This is a genomic window from Salegentibacter maritimus (genome assembly GCF_016236915.1).
GTDB classification, from domain to species: Bacteria; Bacteroidota; Bacteroidia; order Flavobacteriales; family Flavobacteriaceae; genus Salegentibacter; species Salegentibacter maritimus.
The window spans coordinates 66,848-87,244 of the sequence record NZ_JAEHOK010000013.1 but is presented as its reverse complement, the minus strand read 5'-3'; the positions used below and the strand labels follow the sequence as shown (position 1 = coordinate 87,244).

15 protein-coding genes are annotated in these 20,397 nt (G+C 36.1%); 11 read left to right on the top strand and 4 right to left on the bottom strand.

Annotation, left to right across the window (positions count from 1 at the left end; translation table 11 throughout):
- Positions 1–8: 8 nt before the first annotated feature.
- Both I6U49_RS11325 and I6U49_RS11320 read left to right on the top strand, forming a co-directional pair.
- Positions 9–785 (top strand): polysaccharide biosynthesis/export family protein, encoded by a 777-nt coding sequence (locus I6U49_RS11325; RefSeq protein WP_198628739.1) that lies wholly within the window; start codon positions 9–11, stop codon positions 783–785.
- Complete coding sequence (locus I6U49_RS11320; protein WP_198628738.1) at positions 786–3,191, top strand: GumC family protein; 2,406 nt, start codon at positions 786–788, stop codon at positions 3,189–3,191.
- A 413-nt stretch (positions 3,192–3,604) separates the two neighbouring features.
- Here the strand turns inward: I6U49_RS11320 and I6U49_RS11315 are convergent, their stop codons facing one another.
- Entirely contained in the window at positions 3,605–4,336 is a 732-nt protein-coding gene (locus tag I6U49_RS11315; protein WP_198628737.1) for a tyrosine-protein phosphatase, read from the bottom strand.
- A 76-nt stretch (positions 4,337–4,412) separates the two neighbouring features.
- On the opposite strand from I6U49_RS11315, the gene I6U49_RS11310 reads away from it, so the two are divergent.
- From I6U49_RS11310 to I6U49_RS11300, 3 genes are all read left to right on the top strand, one after another.
- Complete coding sequence (locus I6U49_RS11310; protein WP_198628736.1) at positions 4,413–5,771, top strand: capsule assembly Wzi family protein; 1,359 nt, start codon at positions 4,413–4,415, stop codon at positions 5,769–5,771.
- A gap of 204 nt (positions 5,772–5,975) precedes the next feature.
- Positions 5,976–7,727, top strand: coding sequence for a PAS domain S-box protein (locus I6U49_RS11305; protein ID WP_198628735.1), 1,752 nt, complete (start codon positions 5,976–5,978; stop codon positions 7,725–7,727).
- Positions 7,728–7,750: 23 nt separating this feature from the next.
- Positions 7,751–8,161: a response regulator gene (locus tag I6U49_RS11300; RefSeq protein ID WP_193709875.1), complete on the top strand. Its 411-nt coding sequence runs from the start codon at positions 7,751–7,753 to the stop codon at positions 8,159–8,161.
- On the opposite strand, the gene I6U49_RS11295 is transcribed toward I6U49_RS11300, so the two are convergent.
- Positions 8,158–9,234, bottom strand: a complete 1,077-nt coding sequence (locus I6U49_RS11295) for an endonuclease/exonuclease/phosphatase family protein (protein WP_198628734.1) — start codon at positions 9,232–9,234, stop codon at positions 8,158–8,160. The genes I6U49_RS11300 and I6U49_RS11295 overlap by 4 nt on opposite strands.
- An 11-nt stretch (positions 9,235–9,245) precedes the next feature.
- A complete protein-coding gene (locus I6U49_RS11290; RefSeq protein WP_193709873.1) occupies positions 9,246–10,061 on the bottom strand; it encodes a phosphatase PAP2 family protein in 816 nt (271 codons plus the stop codon).
- Between the two features lie 578 nt (positions 10,062–10,639).
- On the opposite strand from I6U49_RS11290, the gene I6U49_RS11285 reads away from it, so the two are divergent.
- The 6 genes from I6U49_RS11285 (at position 10,640) to thrC (ending at position 19,614) form a co-directional block, all read left to right on the top strand.
- The gene (locus I6U49_RS11285; protein WP_193709872.1) at positions 10,640–11,167 is read left to right on the top strand and encodes a DsrE family protein; all 528 of its coding nucleotides are present in this window, start codon (positions 10,640–10,642) and stop codon (positions 11,165–11,167) included.
- Between the two features lie 453 nt (positions 11,168–11,620).
- Positions 11,621–12,751: a vWA domain-containing protein gene (locus I6U49_RS11280; RefSeq protein ID WP_198628733.1), complete on the top strand. Its 1,131-nt coding sequence runs from the start codon at positions 11,621–11,623 to the stop codon at positions 12,749–12,751.
- Between the two features lie 302 nt (positions 12,752–13,053).
- Positions 13,054–14,517, top strand: coding sequence for a magnesium chelatase (locus tag I6U49_RS11275; protein ID WP_198628732.1), 1,464 nt, complete (start codon positions 13,054–13,056; stop codon positions 14,515–14,517).
- A gap of 331 nt (positions 14,518–14,848) precedes the next feature.
- A complete protein-coding gene (gene thrA, locus I6U49_RS11270) occupies positions 14,849–17,296 on the top strand; it encodes a bifunctional aspartate kinase/homoserine dehydrogenase I (protein ID WP_198628731.1) in 2,448 nt (815 codons plus the stop codon).
- 4 nt (positions 17,297–17,300) lie between these two features.
- A complete protein-coding gene (locus tag I6U49_RS11265) occupies positions 17,301–18,227 on the top strand; it encodes a homoserine kinase (protein ID WP_198628730.1) in 927 nt (308 codons plus the stop codon).
- A 91-nt stretch (positions 18,228–18,318) separates the two neighbouring features.
- Complete coding sequence (gene thrC, locus I6U49_RS11260) at positions 18,319–19,614, top strand: threonine synthase (protein ID WP_198628729.1); 1,296 nt, start codon at positions 18,319–18,321, stop codon at positions 19,612–19,614.
- A 226-nt stretch (positions 19,615–19,840) separates the two neighbouring features.
- Here thrC and I6U49_RS11255 read toward each other — a convergent pair whose 3' ends face one another.
- Positions 19,841–20,341 carry a hypothetical protein gene (locus I6U49_RS11255; RefSeq protein WP_198628728.1) on the bottom strand — a complete coding sequence of 167 codons (501 nt, stop codon included), beginning with the start codon at positions 20,339–20,341 and terminating at the stop codon, positions 19,841–19,843.
- Between the last annotated feature and the right edge of the window lie 56 nt (positions 20,342–20,397).

The window sequence follows — 20,397 nt, the reverse complement described above, 5'->3', positions numbered from 1 at the left end:
AAAACTGCATGTTTAAATCAATAAGGAAAGCTTTATGTTTTCTTTTCTTAGGTATTATAGTTACGAGCTGCGCCACAAAAGATCAGGTGGTATATTTTAACGAGGTTGAAAAATTAGAGGGCAAGGTAAATCTTTTGGAGTATGAGCCTAAGATTGAAAGAAACGATGTGCTAAGAATTAATGTTTCTTCTTCTTCGGTAAATGAAGAACTAGTACAACCCTTTCAAAATAATCAGCAACGCGAGGGAGGTAGTGGTGGTGGACAAAATCAATCGCTTTCCGGGTATTTGGTAAGTCCCGATGGAACTATCAATTTTCCAGTGCTTGGCAATGTAGAGGTAGAGGGCCTAACCCGAACCCAAATACAGGAAAAACTAGAAAAACAAATTTCAGAATATGTAAAAGACCCTGTGGTAGATGTTAGAATCGTGAATTTTAGTGTAACCGTTTTAGGCGAAGTAGGTTCGCCGGGACGTGTTCAAATTACCGATGGTCGAGTAACTATGCCCGAGCTCCTGGCGATGAGTGGTGATATAAACTATACCGGAAAACGTCAAAATATAAGGGTTATTAGAGAAATAGACGGGGTAAAATCGGTCGGATTTATAGATATGACCGAAATTGACCTTTTCGAAAGTCCCTACTATTATTTAAAACAAAATGATATTGTGTATGTAGAACCTACCTATGCCAGAATGAAATCTGCCGGATTTTTTGGTAGCCCGGGGGCTATTTTAGGACTTATTAGTTCAACTCTGAGTTTAATTTTTATATTCACGCGATAGATGGAAGAATTAAACGATTTTAACGAGGAGAGGGAAGAATCTACTTTCGACTTAAAAGCGGAATTATATAAATATTTAGCCCATTGGAAATGGATATTATTTGGTTTCCTTGTTGGGGGGCTCATCGCTTATCTTTATAATAGATATACCATTCCACAATATAGAACGGGAGCTACAATGATGATTGTAGATGACCAGGAAAAGAATGCGATGAATGCAACTCCATCAGGTGGAGGAGCTATTTTTTCTTTACAGGATGATGGTATTCAAAATCATATTGAAAAATTAAGATCTAAACAGCTCGTAGAGAGTGTTGTTGATGAATTAGATCATAATATTAGTTATTTTATTGAGGGCAATGTAATTGCCGTGGAAGCTTATAAATCAAGTCCGGTATTAATTGAATTTATTACCCCGGATAGTTTAGTGCATTCAGTTTCCAAAAGTTTAGTCGTGACTCCAACCTCTGATACTTCCTTCATGTTGGAGGAAGAAGCCAGTGGTTATTCAAAAAATCATAGTATTGGAGAGGTGATTAATCTTGATAATCTGCAATTTACTATTTTACCAAAATCTGGCGAAGAGGAAGGAACTTTTAGAAAAACCAGTCCGGTTACGATTAAAATACAATCACTTAGGTCTGTTGCTGCTAATTATATAGGTAAACTTCAAATAGCTCAAAAAGGGCAGGCAAAAGACATTTTAGCTCTAAGTTTAGTGCAGGAAATACCCAAAAAATCCGAAGATTTTCTTGCTAAATTAATGGAACGCTTTAATGAAGAAGGCGTTAAAGATAAACAGGAGGTGGCAGAAAATACCACTAAGTTTATTCAGGACAGGTTGGAGATGATTACTACCGAATTAGATTCGGTTGAAGTGAATATTGCCGATTTTAAAAGGGAAAATCAAATAATGGATGTTAGTAGTGGCGCATCCCAATTCCAATCTAAGTTTACCGCAGCCGAACAGGAAGTTTTTAATTTAGAAACACAGCTACAACTTTTAAGTTCGGTTGAGGATTTATTAAAAAGCCGGGGGGATTATGAATTACTTCCCGATGTAGGAATTAGTGAAGGAGGCGTTTCGGGATTGGCAAATTCATATAACAGTCTCGTGATGGAGCGCAATATGTACCTCGAGGGAGGTACAGAACGTAACCCTGTGGTACAAACATTAACACAGCAACTGGATAGCTTACGAGAAAATCTTTTTGAAAATATCGAAAGCACCCGGCGTTCAATTAATGTAAGATTAAGGGAGCTTAACCAAAGAGGGAACATGGCTCAGGGCCAGTTTAGTAATTTCCCCGGTTTGGAAAAGGGCATGAGAAGCATTGAGCGTCAGCAGCAAATAAAAGAGCAACTATATCTATTCCTTTTACAGCGAAGAGAAGAGGCGGCTATTTCATTTGCTGCAACAGCCTCGGTGGCAAGGGTTGTAGATGCCGCATTTACCAATAATGAGCCTGTAGACCCCAAACCCTGGCTTATTTTGGTGGGTGGGTTTTTAATTGGTTTAATTATACCCATTTTAGTTATTTTTCTTAAAAACCTCCTGGATACCAAAGTTCATCATAAGGGTGAGCTAAGCGGATTAACAAAGCATATTCCATTTATTGGAGAAGTACCGCGGGTGGGTAAAGAACAAAACCAACGAATAGAATTAAACGACCGGACTCCGCTGGCGGAATCTTTTAGGATTTTGCGAACAAATTTGGCTTATTTATTTCAGAATAAAAATAAGGACAGGGGAGAGGTGATATTTGTGACCTCTACTATAAAAGGAGAAGGAAAAACTTTTATATCTTATAATATGGCACGTACTCTGGCTAGTACCGGTAAAAAAGTATTGCTGGTAGGTGCTGATATTCGGAACCCGAAACTTCATAGATATGGAGAAATTAGCGATACTGCTCCAAAAGGTCTTTCCGATTATCTTTACGATTTGGATGTGACCGAAAAAGAAATTATTTCGGTGGAAAAGGAGGCTGGTATAAAAGTAGATATGGTGCTTTCAGGGCCTATTCCACCTAACCCGGCAGAATTGTTAATGAACGATAGACTGGAAAGTTTATTAGAGTATGCCGCTCAAATTTACGATTTTGTATTGGTAGACACCGCTCCAACCATGATAGTAACTGACACACTATTGATTAGTCCTTTGGCTGATACAACTTTGTATGTAGTGCGATCTGATTTTACCGATAAGAAAATGTTGGATTTCCCTAAAGAACTAAAACAACAGGGCAAGCTTAAAAGTCCTGCTATTATTCTTAACGATGTAGATTATTCAAAGTTCTCTTATGGAGCTAATTATGGCTACTCGTATGGTTATGGATATGGTTATGGAGTAGATAAGGACTCTCGCTGGCAGCGAATAAAGAATAAAGTATCTGGTAATAAATAAGGGTTTTCAGGCTATATTTTTTGAATATCTACAAAAAGTAGTCGTACTTTAAGAGGCTAAAGTTACCTTGAACTCGTTTTAAAGCTAGCCGACGCCACAGGAGTGGGAAGTCGAAATGCTTGGTCGTAAGCCACTATATTTGATGTTTTTAGGAAGCCCGGCTTCGACTTTCCTAATATTCGTCCTCCCGGCCCGTCTATTCGGGCTCAGCCTGACATCGCTTTGATTCTTCGCCTGCTATGCCTTCAGAACAAACTTTTCCGCGTTGCAGGTGGTTGAACCTACATTCCTGGTTTCTGAGAAGCTAATTATTAAAACGTATTGTCACACTCAGCCAACGCCACAGGAGTCGAAAGTCGAAGTGTTTTGTAGTTAGCTATCTTAATTTTATATCTAATTATAGATTCAAATTTTTATTGAAATAAGGCTTTAGATTTTTCAATTATAGGCTCTAGGGCAGAAACTTGCTTTTTATTTAATTTTATATTTCCAATTTTTTCCAGGTGTTCCATTCGGTGTGCGTCGCTACTAATAAAATCTATCATTCTGTTTTCAAGTAGTTGAAAGGCTTTTTTCTGTATACTGCTTCCATAATGAGAACTTAAGGACAGCATGTTTAATTGAAAATCACAGCCTCTTTCTTTTAGATCCTTATATTTGCTAAAATTGCTGTCGTGATAAAAAGCATAACGTTCTGGGTGTGCAAGTATTGGTCTTAAATTACTATTCTGTATTTTAAATAAGATCTCGGTTAAATTTATTGGAGCCTGGAAATAAGACATTTCTACTAAAACATAATTACTTGTAACTGGCAGTACCTTGTTTTTTTCCAGTTGCTCTATGAGATACAAGTCCATCATATACTCACCTGCTGCCTTAATAGAATTTCCTTTGGGTAATGCTTTCTTTACTTTTTCTAAAGCCGGGAAAATGGTTTCAGGGGTATTTTGATAAAATTCGCCCATCACGTGTGGGCTGGCTACAAAATTTGTGACCCCATATTCATTAAACTTCTGAATCATAGCTATAGAATCTTCTACGCTAATTGCTCCATCGTCTATGCCCGGTAATAAATGGTTATGAAAATCGGTAAAACCGCCCAACAAATCGGCCAAAAAATATTTTTTCTGAAAAATAGATAGCATTTCTAAGTTTTAGAAGTATAAAATTACATAATTTTAAATCGAATTTAGCATCTTTTAAAAGCCTTAATGCCTACTTATGAAACAAAAATTACTAGTATTCTTATTTCTCTCATTTTTTCTAAGCCTACATTCGCAAGAAATCGACTTTAGTGGCGAGGTTCATAGTTTTGGTTTAACATACACTGGAGAAGATTCTCCTTTTTGGTTTCATACCAATAAAAGGGGAAGAGTAGATGAACGTACCAATTTTTCCGGTTTTATAAGCACAAATGGAGTTTATAAAATTTCTGAAAACGCCACGTTAGAACTTGGTCTTGCTGCGCTCTATCAGGATGGGTATACCGATAAATTACAATTAGACGAGTCTTACCTTACTTTTAATAATTCCTGGTTGGGAGTAGTAATTGGTCGTAAACAGCGAAGAGATTTGTATAAAGGTTTAAGTGCCACGAATCAAAGTGTATTATGGTCTTTAAACGCCAGACCTCTTCCCGGAATTCGGTTTTTTACAAAGCGTCCAATATTTTTTAAAAATAATACAGGATTAGGATTCAGGGCCTCACTGGAAGAATATCTTATGGACGATGAACGCTTTGTAGATAATACCCGATTACATCATAAAAGCTTTCACCTGGTGTATAAGTCATCACCTAAATTCCAGATTTCTGCAGGTTTAAGACATTTTGTGCAATGGGGAGGAACCCATCCTGAATATGGAGATCTACCTTCTAATTTTGAAGCATATACAAGAGTGGTAACCGGAAGAGGTGTAGGCAATAATACCGGAGATGCAATTTCTGAACAGGAAATTAATGGGTTGGGAAATCATCTTGGAAGTTATGAGATCAATATGAAAACCAAATTATCGGGGTATAATATTGAGCTAATTTATAATCATTTGTTTGAAGACGGCTCTGGAAGTTTACTTAGAAATACACCCGATGGCCGATATGGTGTTTTTGTAGAAAATACAAGGGCTCCATTAGATTCCTGGCTTCAAGCTTTAATGTACGAATTTTACTATACCAAAAATCAAAGTAAAAACACGCCAACTACCGATGGGGAGGATAATTATTTTAATAATAACCTTTATAGATCTGGTTGGACTTATGAAAATAGGGTTTTAGGGCTTCCATTTATTAGCCTTGACCCGGACAGGTTTAGGATTGCCAATAATAAAATAATTGCACATCACTTAGGTTTAAGCGGAATGGCTTTTAATAAAATCCCATATAGATTTTTAGGCAGTTTTAGAAAAAACTACGGTGGGAAAGGTAGTTCAAACATAAATGGTAAGCACGTGTTTTCTACTTATATAGATTTAAATTTACTGCAAAATATAGTGAATTTAAATCTTCATTTAGGTGGTGATTTTAGTGAAATTGCTACCCCTAATTTTGGTGCCGGTGTATCTATCTCTAAAGTGTTTTTATAAAGCGATAGCCATAAATTGTATAGGACGTTTAATAAATGATAGGTATTGATAATCAATACAGAAAATGATGATGTTCAAATTTTAGTCTGATAAAAAGTTTTAATTTATAACGCAAGAACAATTTTAGTATCTTTACTTAATATTGTTTTCTAATCACAGAATAATTTTACGTTTATCAATATATTATAGGTATATTTAAATTAAATGAAAAGAAAAACCGGGCAATTAAAGATATTAGTTATTGAAGACAACCCTGGTGACTTTATTCTTATTGAGGATTATCTTTCTGAAGAGCATGCAAGCCTGGAAATAAAGCATGCTAAAAACTTTAAGGATGCAATAGAATTCCTTTATTCAACAGTCTTTGACACCGTAATATTAGATCTATCGCTTCCAGATATTAAGAGCCCTGAAGTTCTTGTTAAGGAGGTGCTGGCTTTAGCTAATGCTACACCCGTGGTAGTTCTTACAGGATATGCAAATAAAGATTATGGAATGAAAACCCTTTCCTGGGGAGTTTCAGATTATCTTCTAAAAGATGAAATTAATGCGTCCAATCTTTCAAAAAGCATTCACTATAGTATAGAGCGTAGTAGAGTACAGCGACAGTTGTACGAATCTGAAGAAAAATATCGTACCCTATTTGAATCAAGCCCTTTACCTATGTGGGTTCTGGACAGGAATACTCTTGAGTTTTTAAGTGTAAACCAGGCTGCAATTAATCTTTATGGCTACTCACGTGAGGAGTTTATGCAAATGACGGTTAGAGATCTTTGGGTAGAGGATGAAGATAGAATTGAAAGAACCGTAGAAAATAATTTCCATGATTTTTTTGTTATAAATGTAAAACATTTCACTAAGGCAGGAAAAGTACTCCATATAGCTGTACAAAGCAATCCAATTATGTTTGGTGGGCGTGAAGCAAGGGTTACCCTGGCTCACGATATAACCGAAAAACTCAAGGCGGAAGAAAAACTTAGACATAGCCAGCAGCGTTTTAAAGCACTGGTGCAAGACGGCAGTGATGTAATAAGTATTATAGATGAAAATTTTCATTACTCTTACATCAGTCCGAGCGCTAAGAACATTCTAGGCGTAAGCCCGGAAAAACTGGAGGGAACAAATGTTTTTCAATTTATTCATAAAGAAGATCGCCCTCTCATTGAAGATAAGATTAAATTTATCGGTAAAGTTAAATCTTATCAATTGCCTTCTTACAGGTATCAAGATGTAGCGGGTAATTGGCGATGGCTGGAAACAATTATTAGTGACCTAAGAGACGATCCTGCCGTAAATGGTTTGGTGGCAAACTCGAGAGACATTACCCGTTTTAAGTTACAGGAAAAGGAGCTGAGGGAAAGTTTAGAGCGTTATGATATTGTTGCTAAAGCTACCACCGATTTAATAACAGATTACGATATAGAAAAAGATTCTTTTCAATTTAGCAATGCTATTTATGATATCTTCGGTTATAGTCCAAAGGAACTCAATGTATCTAGATCGTGGTGGAAACAGAAACTCCATCCAGACGATTACCAACGGGTAATTAACGCTACTTCCGAAATATTTACAAACCATAAAAAGCTATTGAATATTGAATATCGTTTTAAATGTGCCGATGGAAACTATAAATATATTCTGGACCGAAGTTATGTAATAACCGATGCTAACAACAAGCCCTCCCGAATTATTGGCTCTATACAGGATATTACTGAAAGAAGACAGTATATTAATGCCATAGAGCGTAGTAACGAAAGGCTTCGGGAAATAGCCTGGACACAATCTCATGTGGTTAGGGCGCCCCTGGCCAGAATAATGGGGCTTATTGATTTACTAAAAAATCAAAGAAATAACCTGGACAATATAGATGAAGTTATAGATAATATATTAAATTCGTCGGAAGAGCTAGATAAGGTAATTAGAAAAATTACCAATAAAACTGAAGAAGAATTATAAGCTTTTGTCCTAAATCCTTTAAAATGCTTGAAGTAATTATTGTAGATGACGACCAGATTGTGATTTTTATTCAGGAGAAAATGATAATAAACCATGATATTGCCTCAAACCCTATTAGTTTCCGCAAGGCTACGGTTGCTTTAAATTATTTAGATGAGCAACAACAGCGAAATGAAAATAAAAACTTTCTGATTTTTTTAGATATTAATATGCCGAATATAAATGGATGGGATTTTCTAAAACATTTGGAGTCGCATAAGGAAAACTCTAATTATCATGTGGTAATGGTAACCTCTTCAATTAACGATAAAGATAGAAAAGAAGTCGAAAAATATAGTATGGTGCGGTCTTTTATTGAAAAGCCAATAGCGTCTTTAGATTGTGAAAAGATTAAAGAAATTCCTGAAATAAGCCATTTTTTTGAGCGGGTTTAAACTCCGTTTTCGCGAGGTTTAGCATCATCAATCTTTTTTTGAGCCCATTCTTTCTCTTCGTCTTCGGCTTCCGGTTTATTTTGTTCCAGCTCTGCTTTCCGCTCAAAATTCAACTTAATATACATAGGGAAATGATCGGATCCTATATGTTTTTCCCTGGCAATATCAATAAGGGTAAAATCATTGCTATGAAAGACATGGTCAAGTGGCCATCTAAAGAACAAATAATCGGCGTGAAAGGTGTTAAAAAAGCCCCTTCCAATCCTGGGGTCCAGTAAGCCGCTCATTTGTTGAAATAACCTGGTGGTCCTGGACCAGGCAACGTCGTTTAAATCTCCAAATACCAGGACACTCTCATCTTGTTTTCTTACGTCTCTGCCCAACATCAATAATTCAGCATCACGGTTAGTAGATGTTTGAGCTTCAGAAGGACTGGGTGGCCTGGGATGCATACAATGTATTCTAATTTTTGAGTTGTCATCTAAGCGTACAAACCCGTGAATAGAAGGAATATCTTCTTTTACCAGATATCTTACTTCAGTTTCCTCTAATTTAAGTTTAGAATATAAATGCATTCCATAAAGATTATCCTGGGGCACTTTTACACAATATTTGTAGTCTTTTTCAAGATCTTTAAGCGCTTCTTCCCATTTGTTATCAGATTCAAGCGTTAATAAAATATCCGGCTGTCTTCTGTTTACAATTTCAAGAAGTTTATGATAGTCTTTGTTTGGGGTAAGAACATTACTTACTAGAATAGAAATATTATCGGTAGGATCTCCATCTTCAAATTGCATTACTTCTTTTTTTGCAAACCAGGTATATGGGTAGATCTTATCTAATTGGTATAATAAGCTTAAAATTAGTAAGCCTATTGCTATAAAATGAATTACCTCAGAAAAATCAAAAACAAAAATAGCTATAACAAGCACAACACTACTTAGTATTGAAATTTGGATACGCGGAAAGTCAAAAGCCCTTATCCACCATTTATCAAAACGTGTTGCAGATGCTATACTGGGTATTAATAAAACGGCACAAGCCACCAGCATTATTAGTTCTGAAATCTCCATGGCGAATTCAATTAAAATTTATAGCTTAATGCCAGTCCTTTAGTGTTTATGCCCGTACCATTAATATTAAAACTTGCAGTGGGATAAAGATCAATGTGTTTCTTGTCTTTCTTATGTAGTTCAGGTATTAAAATACCACTAGCTGCTCCTACTATAAAACCGGCAATATTATCTGTTAAAAAGTGTTTGCCGGCTTTTGTTCTTAAATACCCCATAAGTGCCGAAACTCCAACGGCACCTCCCCATATGTAAGGTACTGCTTTAGAATCTGGATGAAAATCATTAAAGACCTTTGCAGCAAAGAATGTACCCGCTGCTGCCACGGCAGTATGTCCTGCAATAAAAGATCGTTGTGCACCTCCCTCGGCACGTGTGTCTACAGGAAGGTTTTTATTGTACACTAGAGGTCTACTTTTATCTATTAAACCGGCAGTCATAGTATAAAACACCCCTGTTGTAGCCATTGTTTCAATAAATAGAACGCTTATTTGTCCAAAATTCTTGCGTTCGTTTTCTCCGGGTAAAAACGCCAGGGGCATTCCTAAGGCCGCATAAAAAGGAATATAACTTATGGCATCTGCTTTTTCAGAATAATTTCCGGCAGCCCATCGGTCTATTTTCCATATATCATTTTTATTGAGTGCCTGTAGTTCGGACTCTGTGAGCGCATCCTTATTTTGAATTAAAGTGAGGCCTAAGATATTTATACCCACAGTTCCTGCAATGTAAGCACCGTCTTTCCAGGTATTGGTCTCGTAAGGTGAGTTCTGGCCATAAAAATTAAAAACCAGGCCTAAGCAAAAAATACTTAATATTATTTTTTTCATGTATCTGTATATTATAACAGTCAAATCTCTAAACTCTTTAGGAATTGTTGAAGCATTTAAGAAAAGAATAACACTATAAAACTCAAATCTAATATTCTGTTTGGACAAGGGTATATAAGTTTAAAAAAAAATCATTGCCAGCGATACCCAGAAAATAAATTTTAAAGCTGAAAAACTTATTAAAAGAATCGCATATTTGCTGAGTGAAAACTACTATAAACCTAAAATTATGCTTAGTGTATATTTTTACTCCATACTCAGGATTTAATACTCCTAGCCTTGCCTCGAAATTAACTATAGTCTCATTAATATTACGGTAATTTATTTAAGAAAAGTAGGAACTGTCTCGGTCTAAACTAGTTTTTATTGCACTTTTGTAACATAGCTGGCGATTTAAATTTGAATATATTTTTGCCGAAAGTATATAAATTAATCGCTATTGAGAGATAAGAGGATTTTATCACTTTTACGATCAATAAAATGTTATTTTAAGTGAGGCGGTAAATCCTTAAAGAATTATGGGAAATAAACCGGTAGGAGTTGATAAGTATCTTAAAAATATAAATTCAAGTAAAAAAATGATAAGATTTGTTTTCTTTCTATTAGTAATTATAAGCTTACCTATACAGGCACAAAGTTGGAAAACACCGGCTATTGAGGGTTACGGTAGAATTATAGAATATGAAGAGGTTGCTATAAAGCCTAACCCACAAAAGGAATATAAAATGTTCTTCCATATAACAAATAAAAAGGAACGTGATGGAGTAAATGCTTCACTGTGGAAAATAGCCCGACTTATTAATCTGTTGGAAGCTAACCATGTTCCTAAAGAGAACATTCAGGTAGCAGCGGTTATCAGTGGCGAAGCTTCGCCTATTGTTCTTACCGAAAAAGCTTATAAGCTAAAAAAAGGGAAGAGCAATCCTAACCTGGATCTTATTAAAAAATTGACAGATTATGGGGTTCCTATTAATATTTGCGGACAGGCAGCTGCCGAAAGAGGTATTAACCCGGAAACCGAAATGAATCCCTTAATCAAATTAACTTTATCTGCTTTAATAGATATTCCCACTTACCAAATGCAGGGCTATACAATAATTAGGTAAATCAAATAGAATGATGAATGATGAGCCTTAAGCAAAATAAGAGAGGCAAGTCAACCAGATGTTTTGAGTGAACTTTTTGAATTTGGAGTTGAGATTAGGTGTAGTAAACCTTTATCTTTTTGTCACGTTCCATTTAAAATTCTGGAAGCAATTATTTAGCCTTAATCACTCTAAATTAAGTTATAAAACATAGAATATAGGTGTCTAGCTCGCTATTTCAGCTTGCTCTTATCTCTTGTAAGTTAATGCTGTTCACTTTATAAGTTGGTCGTGATTTTTTCAATATCCCTTATAATATTACGCTAGTTAGTTTTAAAACAATTATAATTGAGAAAAGAAGCGGGCTTGTAAAAAGAGTTTTATAAGGATTAAACTTATAGATTAACATAAGTTTAGTTTCTGTTGCAGTTAAAGATTTTCCAATTCTACCCAAAATACTGTAATTTTAAGATTATGAAAAAGAAAGATTACAGACAGGGCAGCGGATTTGTCTTTAATAAGTTTGAAGCACTGGAAAAGTCACCTTTTGATAGGTTATTTGAGGTTTTTAAGGAATTGATTACACATACTTCAGGCGATTTAGATGAAGCTTTAGACTGGCTAAAACAACTTGATGAAGAGTATAAATTAACCACTGAAGATTATACGTTAGATGATTTTGTAGAAGACCTTAAAAAGAAGGGCTATATAAAAGAAGAAAATGAAGATGATGGTGGTGGGATGGCAATTACGGGTAAAACCGAACGTGCTATTAGAAAGCAGGCTTTAGATCAAATTTTTGGAAAACTAAAGAAAAGTGCCTCAGGAAGCCATAGAACTAACCACGTAGGTAGGGGCGATGAACATACCGGAGATTTTAAAGCATTTCAGTTTGGAGATGCACCCGATAAAATTTCAATTACCGAAAGCTTGCGTAACGCTCAAATTAATCATGGGATAGGTGATTTTAACATGAGTGAAGAAGACCTGGTGGTAGAAGAAACGCACTATAAATCCCGAATGAGCACAGTGCTAATGATAGACCTTAGCCATAGTATGATACTTTATGGCGAAGACCGTATTACCCCTGCCAAAAAAGTGGCTATGGCACTTGCCGAATTAATAACGACCAGGTATCCAAAAGACAGTCTGGATATTATTGTTTTTGGAAATAACGCCTGGCCGGTCTCCATAGCAGATCTTCCTTATCTTAAAGTAGGGCCTTATCATACCAATACGGTAGCAGGTTTAAAATTAGCTATGGATATTTTAAGAAGAAAGCGAAGTACCAACCGGCAAATTTTTATGATTACCGATGGTAAACCCAGTTGCCTAAGAGAGCGAGATGGTTCTTATTATAAAAACAGTATGGGGCTTGATCCATATATTATCGGAAAATGCTATACCATGGCCCGGCAAGCTCGTAAATTACATATTCCAATTACCACATTTATGATAGCGCAAGACCCTTATTTGATGCAGTTTGTTAGGGAGTTTACTTATGCCAACCAGGGAAAGGCTTTTTATACCGGACTTAAAGGTTTGGGTGAAATGATTTTTGAAGATTATGAGACCAATAGGAAAAAAAGAATTAGGGGCAATTAGTGGAGTTAGTTTTTAGTATGGGTAAACTAACGAGCAGTAGAAATTAATTCTGGTGAACTTATATTTCTGAATTCAATCTAAAAAATATAATTTAAAGGACGAAAAGTTTATAAAATCAATATAGGAAAAGGGCTTAGTAAGCTTGAGAGAAAATAAAGTTCACCTATTTTAATCTTATAATATTGAGTTTTTGATAATTTATAATGGTATTTCTGCCTGAATAAATGAGCAGGTTCAATTTGATCTAATTGATTATCAGGAAAATTTTCTTCAGATTTCAAACAGAATGAAAAATAAAAAATATGAAAATTGAAAACATAAAAACCTTAGGGGAATTAAAGAAAGCCGGCTATAAAAGCCGGGGTATTAAAGAAGAACTTAGGGGAAATTTAATTGAAAGAATTAAAAATAAAAAGCAAACTTTTTCAGGTATTCACGGCTATGAAGATAGTGTGATCCCAGAATTAGAAAGGGCTATTCTGTCTCGTCATAATATTAATTTGCTTGGTTTAAGAGGGCAGGCTAAAACGAGATTAGCCCGTCTAATGGTAAATCTGTTGGATGAGTTTATGCCGATTGTGGCAGGTTCGGAAATTAATGATGATCCTTTACATCCAATTTCCAGGTACGCCAGAGAATTGATTACCGAAAAAGGCGATGAAACTCCAATTAAATGGGTACACCGAGAAGATAGGTTTTTTGAAAAACTGGCCACCCCAGATGTAACGGTAGCCGATTTGATAGGTGATGTAGACCCAATTAAAGCCGCAAATTTAAAATTAAGCTATGCCGATGACCGCGTAATTCACTTCGGGATGATTCCCCGTGCCAATAGAAGTATTTTTGTAATTAACGAGCTACCCGATTTACAGGCACGCATTCAGGTAGCCCTATTTAATATCCTACAGGAAGGCGATATTCAAATTCGCGGGTTTAAACTAAGGCTGCCGTTAGATCTGCAGTTTGTTTTTACCGCTAATCCTGAAGACTATACCAACCGGGGAAGCATTGTTACCCCATTAAAGGACCGAATTGGGTCTCAAATTCTAACACATTATCCAGAAAATATTGAGATTGCTAAAGCCATTACCGAACAGGAAGCCAAACTAGATAAAAGGCAAAGTGATTTGGTTTATATTCCGGAATTGGCCAAAGATGTATTGGAACAAATTAGCTTTGAAGCCAGGGAGAGTGAATTTATAGACGAAAAAAGCGGAATTAGTGCCAGGTTAAGTATTACTGCTTACGAGAACCTTTTAAGTACTGCAGAGAGGAGGTCTTTAAATTCTGGAGACGATAGTACTTTGTTGCGATTAAGCGATTTCATTGGGGTTGTACCGGCTATTACGGGAAAAGTAGAGTTGGTATATGAAGGGGAAGAAGAAGGAGCAGCCAGCGTAGCTTTACAGTTAATTGGCAATGCGATAAAGACATTATTCCCGCCATATTTTCCTAAAATTGAAAAGTTGCAAAGACCAGACGAAACCACACCTTACGACGATTTGATAGCCTGGTTTTTTGAACAAAGCGGTTTCGAATTACCCGACGATCTCTCAGATGCAGAATACAAGCAAAAACTTAATTCTGTGAAGCCTTTAAATGAGCTTATCAAAAAGTACCATCCGGAAATTTCAGAAAAAGATAGTTACTTTTTAAAAGAGTTTTTGCTTTGGGCTTTGGTAGAATTTAAAAAATTAAGCAAGCACAGGTTTGCTAAAAGCCTTCAATTTAAAGATCTCTATGGAAGCTATATAAGTGATCTTTAGTTATTTGATAATTCAAGAAGATGATTCCCCGGTTATTTTAATAATCGGGGAATTTTTTTTGTGATATAGAAGGAAATTCATAATTCTTTCCTCAAATGCTAAATTTTATTTGTGTTACCCATTAAAATATATACTTTTAACAACAGAATAAAGTCATAGATGAAGACCACAAAAAACATACTTTTCAATATTGCAGCAAGCATTCCTGGCTTGAGCATTGGTGGTATGACAATTATTCGTATTACCCCTTTTGGGGTATAATTCTACATAGCGCTTCGGTATACACCTGTTTTTTTAAAACACAATCATTCTAATTTAACCATCTTGACTTATGAAAGTCCTTAAATTCGGAGGTAGCTCTTTGGCATCTCCAGAACGCATAAAACTTGTAGCTAAAACAGTTCAAAAACATTTAAAAAAAGATAAAACGCTGGTAGTTTTTTCTGCCTTTGGTGGGGTAACCAACAATTTGCTTAAAATGGCAGATTTGGCTTCCAAAGAAGATCCATCTTATAAAGATTTACTACTGGAAAATGAAAAACGTCACCTTCAAGCAGTAAAAGAATTAATTCCTGTACAGGCTCAAAGTAGTATTTTAAGTAAAGTAAAAACCGAGCTTAATAGGTTGGAAACCTTATATGAGGGTGTGTACTTACTTAACGAGCTTTCCAATAAAACCCGCCACGTAGTGTCTGGATTTGGGGAGATTTTATCCTCGATAATTATTGCTGAATATTTTAAAAATTTAGGAATTAACTCCCAATATGTAGATTCCCGGGAATTAATTGTTTGCAAAAACACCAACGAGAAAGTACAGGTAAATTATCAACTAACCTATACTAATATCGAGCACTATTTTAACGAAAATGAGGCCTCATTGTATATTGTTCCGGGCTTTGTTTCCCGAAATGAACAGGGAGTTCCCAGTACTCTTGGTCGAGGCGGATCAGACTTTACCGCAGCCTTGTTTGGTGGTGCTTTAGCGGTAAAAGAAGTAGATATTTATACCGATGTGAACGGGATGTACACGGCAAACCCTCAAATTGTACCGCACGCTTATCCGTTAAAAGATATTTCTTATCAGGAAGCGATGGAATTATCACATTTTGGGGCTAAAGTGCTATACCCGCCAACTTTACAGCCTTTGTTGGATAAACAAATTAGTATCCGTATTAAAAATACTTTTAAGCCCGATGAAGATGGAACTTTAATTTCCAGATCTTCCGAAAAGAACTTTCGCTGGGTTACCGGAATTACCCATATAGATTCCATAAAACTACTCAATATAGAAGGAAGTGGTATGGTGGGCATTCCGGGCTTTTCCAAACGCTTTTTTGAAGTTTTATTTCAGGAAAATATAAATGTGGTTTTAATTACCCAGGCTTCTTCAGAACATAGTATTTGTATTGCGGTAAAAGACGATGAAGCTCAATTTGCAAAGGAAGCAATAGACGAAGCTTTTGAGGTTGAAATTCAGTATAAAAAAATTAAGCCGGTAACAATTGAAGAAAATGTAGCCATTATTGCGTTGGTTGGTGACAGAATGAAAAGTCATCATGGCTTAAGTGGTAAAATGTTTAGTGCATTAGGAAATAATAATATTAATATTCGCGCCATTGCCCAGGGCTCTTCAGAGCGAAATATTTCAGCTGTAATAGCCAAAAAAGATGTGAAAAAAGCGCTAAATACCCTGCACGAACAGTTCTTTGAAGTACCCTCTAAAGAATTAAATCTATTTATAACCGGTGTGGGTAATGTGGGTAGTAAACTACTGGGGCAGTTAAAGAAGCAGGAACAATTTCTTTTGGAAAATTTAAGGTTGAAAGTTCGCGTACACGGATTATCAAACTCAAAAAAAATGCTTTTTGATGAAAATGGAATTGACCTGGATAATTGGGAAAAAGTCTTGGAAAATGGAGAAAAAGCCGATAAAGCTGAATTTTTCAAAAAAGTGAACACTTTTAACCTACGCAACAGCATTTTTGTAGATAACACTGCAAGTGCCGATATTTCTGCCTGGTATAAAGAATATCTGGCTAATTCGGTTTCTGTGGTAACCTGCAATAAAATTGCCTGTGCAGATAGTTTTGAAAATTACCTCGAATTACAAAACCTGGCTCGGGAATATGGCGCATCATTTTTATATGAAACCAATGTTGGTGCGGGATTGCCAATTATAGACACCCTTAAAAACCTGGTCGCTTCCGGAGATAGAATCACCAAAATTCAGGCAGTACTTTCCGGTAGTTTAAACTTTGTTTTTAATACTTATAAAGCCAAAGAGCCTTTTTATAAAACCGTAGAAATGGCCATGAAAGAAGGCTATACCGAACCCGATCCTAAAATTGATTTGAGTGGGGTAGATGTAGCCCGTAAAATCTTGATTCTAGCCCGGGAATGTGGTTATGAGATGGAACTGGAAGATATTGAAAGCGAAGATTTTTTATCGGAAGAAAGTTTGGCCACCACTAATAATGACGACTTTTTTGAATTGCTACAGAAAGATGAACCAAAATTTCAGGAAATATATAAGTCGGCGGAAGAAAAAGCTGAACAACTTAAATATGTCGCCCAATTAGAAGATGGAAAAGCCGTGGTAGGTTTACAATCGGTAGGCTCAGAGCATCCTTTTTATAACTTAAGCGGGAGCGATAATATAGTATTGTTCTTTACCGAAAGGTATCCAGAGCAACCTTTAATTGTAAAAGGTGCCGGGGCAGGAGCTGAGGTTACGGCGTCAGGGATTTTTGCCGATGTAATAAGAATAGGAAAAAAGTAGGCTTATGGATAAGATAAAACTTTTTGCCCCGGCAACTGTGGCCAATCTTTCTTGCGGATTTGACGTACTTGGATGTTGTTTAGACGGAGTGGGCGATGAAATGCTTATTTCTAAGAATTCAGAACAAAAGCTTAGAATACCCAAAATTACCGGGCAGGACTTGCCATTGGAAGTAGATAAGAATGTAGCAGGTGTTGCTGCCAAAGCTTTACTAGATGAATTAGGTGAAAAACAGGGTTTTGATATAGAAATAAAAAAGAATATTAAGGCAGGCAGCGGAATTGGTAGTAGCGCAGCTAGTGCTGCCGGTGCTGTTTTTGGAATCAATAAACTCTTGGGAGAACCTTTTTCCACAAATCAATTGATAAAATTTGCTATGGAAGGGGAACGTCTTGCCAGCGGAAATGCGCACGCCGATAATGTGGCCCCGGCTTTACTGGGCAATTTTAGCCTGGTAAGAAGTTACGAGCCTTTAGAAATATTGAGTTTACCGAGTTTACCAGAATTCCGAATATTGGTCTTGCATCCTTTAATCGAGCTAAAAACAAAAGATTCTCGTTCAATTATTAGGCAGAATGTGGCATTGACTAAGGCGATTAATCAATGGGGAAACCTGGGCGCGTTGGTAAGTGCACTATACACTAAGGATTATGAACTATTTGGAAGAAGTTTAAAAGACGAGATTATAGAGCCAGTACGCTCTATATTAATTCCCTATTTCGACGAGCTTAAAGCTTTAGCTATAGCAAACGGAGCCCTGGGGTTTGGCATTTCAGGTTCGGGACCTTCGGTTTTTGCCATGTGTAAAGGAGATGTTGTCGCTCAAAAGCTAAAATCTGAATTTCAGGAGTTTTACCAGGATAAAAATATTGATTTTGATCTACACCTGTCTAAAATTAATGCGGAAGGAATAAAAATAGTATCCGATTGAAATTTAAAATGCTAAACCCAATAATTAGAATGAAACAGGCTTCCATTTTTGAGCTGTGTTCAGTACTAATTTTGGCTTAAATAATATATAGATGAAATATTTTAGTTTAAACGATAAAAATCATAAAGTTTCTTTTGAAAGTGCTGTGGTTAAAGGCCTGGCGCCTGGAAAAGCGCTCTATTTTCCCGAAGAAATTCCAGTTTTATCCAAAGAGTTTTTTCAAAATTTGGATAAACTTTCTAAAGAGGAAATTGCTTATAAAGCTATAAAAACTTTTGTGGGCAATGAAATTGATGAAGATGGCTTACGCAGTATTTTAAGCAAGACATTGGATTTTGACTTTCCGGTGGTACCAGTTTCTGAAAATACCGGTACCCTGGAGCTTTTTCACGGTCCAACCCTGGCTTTTAAAGATGTAGGGGCCGGGTTTATGGCCGGTTGTCTTGGGTATTTTGTGAAAAAAGGAAACCTGTGTAAAATTACCGTTTTGGTAGCTACTTCGGGCGATACCGGTGGGGCAGTGGCCAACGGATTTTTAGGAGTAGAAGGTATAGATGTGGTGATTTTATATCCTAAAGGAAAAGTTAGTGAAATTCAGGAAAAACAACTTACAACTTTAGGACAAAATATTACAGCTCTGGAAGTAAATGGCAATTTTGACGATTGCCAGGATATGGTGAAAAAAGCTTTTTCCGATGAGGAAATAAGTGCAAAACGACCATTAACTTCGGCGAATTCTATAAATGTAGCTCGTTGGTTACCGCAAATGTTCTACTACTTTTTCGCGTATAAACAATTAGCAGGAAAAGATAAGAAACTGGCTTTCTCGGTGCCCAGTGGGAACTTTGGGAATATTTGTGCCGGGATGCTGGCTAAAAAGATGGGCTTGCCCATAGCTCATTTTATCGCTGCCAATAACGAAAATAATGTGGTGACGCGCTATTTGCAATCTAGAGAATACGCTCCAAAACCAAGCGTACAAACCATCTCTAACGCGATGGATGTTGGAAATCCCAGTAATTTTGTACGGATACTGGAATTGTTTGAAAATAAATTTGATTCGCTATCACAACAACTTTCTTCTTTCAGTTATTCAGATAAAGAAACGCGAAAGGCAATTAAAGCGGTTAAAAATAACTATGATTATACGATGGATCCTCACGGTGCGGTTGGATATTTGGGACTCCAGGAGTTTTTAGCTGAAAACCCTGAGTATTATGGTGTTTTCCTGGAAACTGCACACCCGGTTAAATTTCTTGAAACGGTAGAAGAGGTAATAGGAGAGAAGGTAGAAATTCCCGCATCGATTAGAGAGGTGATGCAAAAAGAGAAAAAGTCTATAGAGATTTCAAATTATGCTGAATTGAAGGAGTATTTGATGCAATAGTATAAAGTAAAAGCTGTTTGGTAAGTCTTTTGAATGTAACGTCACCCTGAACTCGTTTCAGGGTCTAATATGTATTTCAACTTAGATTCTGAAATAAATTCAGAATGACGAGCATTACAAGTTTTAAAGACTTCCCAAACAGCTTGATTATTAATACTTCGCAGGAGCACCTTTTTACTGTCAAGGATATTTTTTGATGGTGTTTCAATAAAAATTGCTTTTTCTTTTATTGATTCTTTTTTACCCGTTTTAACTTTAACTCTCCAATACAATCTGCGTAAGGTCCACAGGGATCAAAATCGAATAATAATTCATTTTTATTTACCGAAAAATTAAAGCTCCAATCTACATCCTGGTCAATTAAAACTAAATCTGCACTATCAACAAGTTGTGAAGCCTCAACATTAGAGTTGTATTGATTATAATTTAAATTCATTCTATTTTTTTCTATAAAGAAACTACCTTCAGAACGAGATCTATAGCCAATAATATTGTCTGTGTCGGAATTTCTAACAAAAAAGAAACTTTCAAAGGTGGAATCCTCTAGAAATTTATACTGTAGTACAAATTCATAATTTCCCTCCTCAAGTTCGGGATAAATTTCCGTAGATATATCGCTAGATTTTTCCCAAACTCCAACAACATCTTTTATGTTAGTCCTAACTTCATCATCAGAAGAGCAGGATACTAATAGAAAAACATTTAAAATAAAAAATAATCTTTTCATAATAAGTTTACAAGATTTTCACTTATTAGATGTAGATACCTTAAAAGGGTTGCGTG

Excerpts from the sequence above, each read along its gene's own strand:
- I6U49_RS11325 (WP_198628739.1), top strand. The coding sequence starts at position 9 with ATGTTTAAATCAATAAGGAAAGCTTTATGTTTTCTTTTCTTAGGTATT.
- I6U49_RS11320 (WP_198628738.1), top strand. The coding sequence starts at position 786 with ATGGAAGAATTAAACGATTTTAACGAGGAGAGGGAAGAATCTACTTTC.
- I6U49_RS11315 (WP_198628737.1), bottom strand. The coding sequence starts at position 4,336 with ATGCTATCTATTTTTCAGAAAAAATATTTTTTGGCCGATTTGTTGGGC.
- I6U49_RS11310 (WP_198628736.1), top strand. The coding sequence starts at position 4,413 with ATGAAACAAAAATTACTAGTATTCTTATTTCTCTCATTTTTTCTAAGC.
- I6U49_RS11305 (WP_198628735.1), top strand. The coding sequence starts at position 5,976 with ATGAAAAGAAAAACCGGGCAATTAAAGATATTAGTTATTGAAGACAAC.
- I6U49_RS11300 (WP_193709875.1), top strand. The coding sequence starts at position 7,751 with ATGCTTGAAGTAATTATTGTAGATGACGACCAGATTGTGATTTTTATT.
- I6U49_RS11295 (WP_198628734.1), bottom strand. The coding sequence starts at position 9,234 with ATGGAGATTTCAGAACTAATAATGCTGGTGGCTTGTGCCGTTTTATTA.
- I6U49_RS11290 (WP_193709873.1), bottom strand. The coding sequence starts at position 10,061 with ATGAAAAAAATAATATTAAGTATTTTTTGCTTAGGCCTGGTTTTTAAT.
- I6U49_RS11285 (WP_193709872.1), top strand. The coding sequence starts at position 10,640 with ATGATAAGATTTGTTTTCTTTCTATTAGTAATTATAAGCTTACCTATA.
- I6U49_RS11280 (WP_198628733.1), top strand. The coding sequence starts at position 11,621 with ATGAAAAAGAAAGATTACAGACAGGGCAGCGGATTTGTCTTTAATAAG.
- I6U49_RS11275 (WP_198628732.1), top strand. The coding sequence starts at position 13,054 with ATGAAAATTGAAAACATAAAAACCTTAGGGGAATTAAAGAAAGCCGGC.
- thrA (WP_198628731.1), top strand. The coding sequence starts at position 14,849 with ATGAAAGTCCTTAAATTCGGAGGTAGCTCTTTGGCATCTCCAGAACGC.
- I6U49_RS11265 (WP_198628730.1), top strand. The coding sequence starts at position 17,301 with ATGGATAAGATAAAACTTTTTGCCCCGGCAACTGTGGCCAATCTTTCT.
- thrC (WP_198628729.1), top strand. The coding sequence starts at position 18,319 with ATGAAATATTTTAGTTTAAACGATAAAAATCATAAAGTTTCTTTTGAA.
- I6U49_RS11255 (WP_198628728.1), bottom strand. The coding sequence starts at position 20,341 with ATGAAAAGATTATTTTTTATTTTAAATGTTTTTCTATTAGTATCCTGC.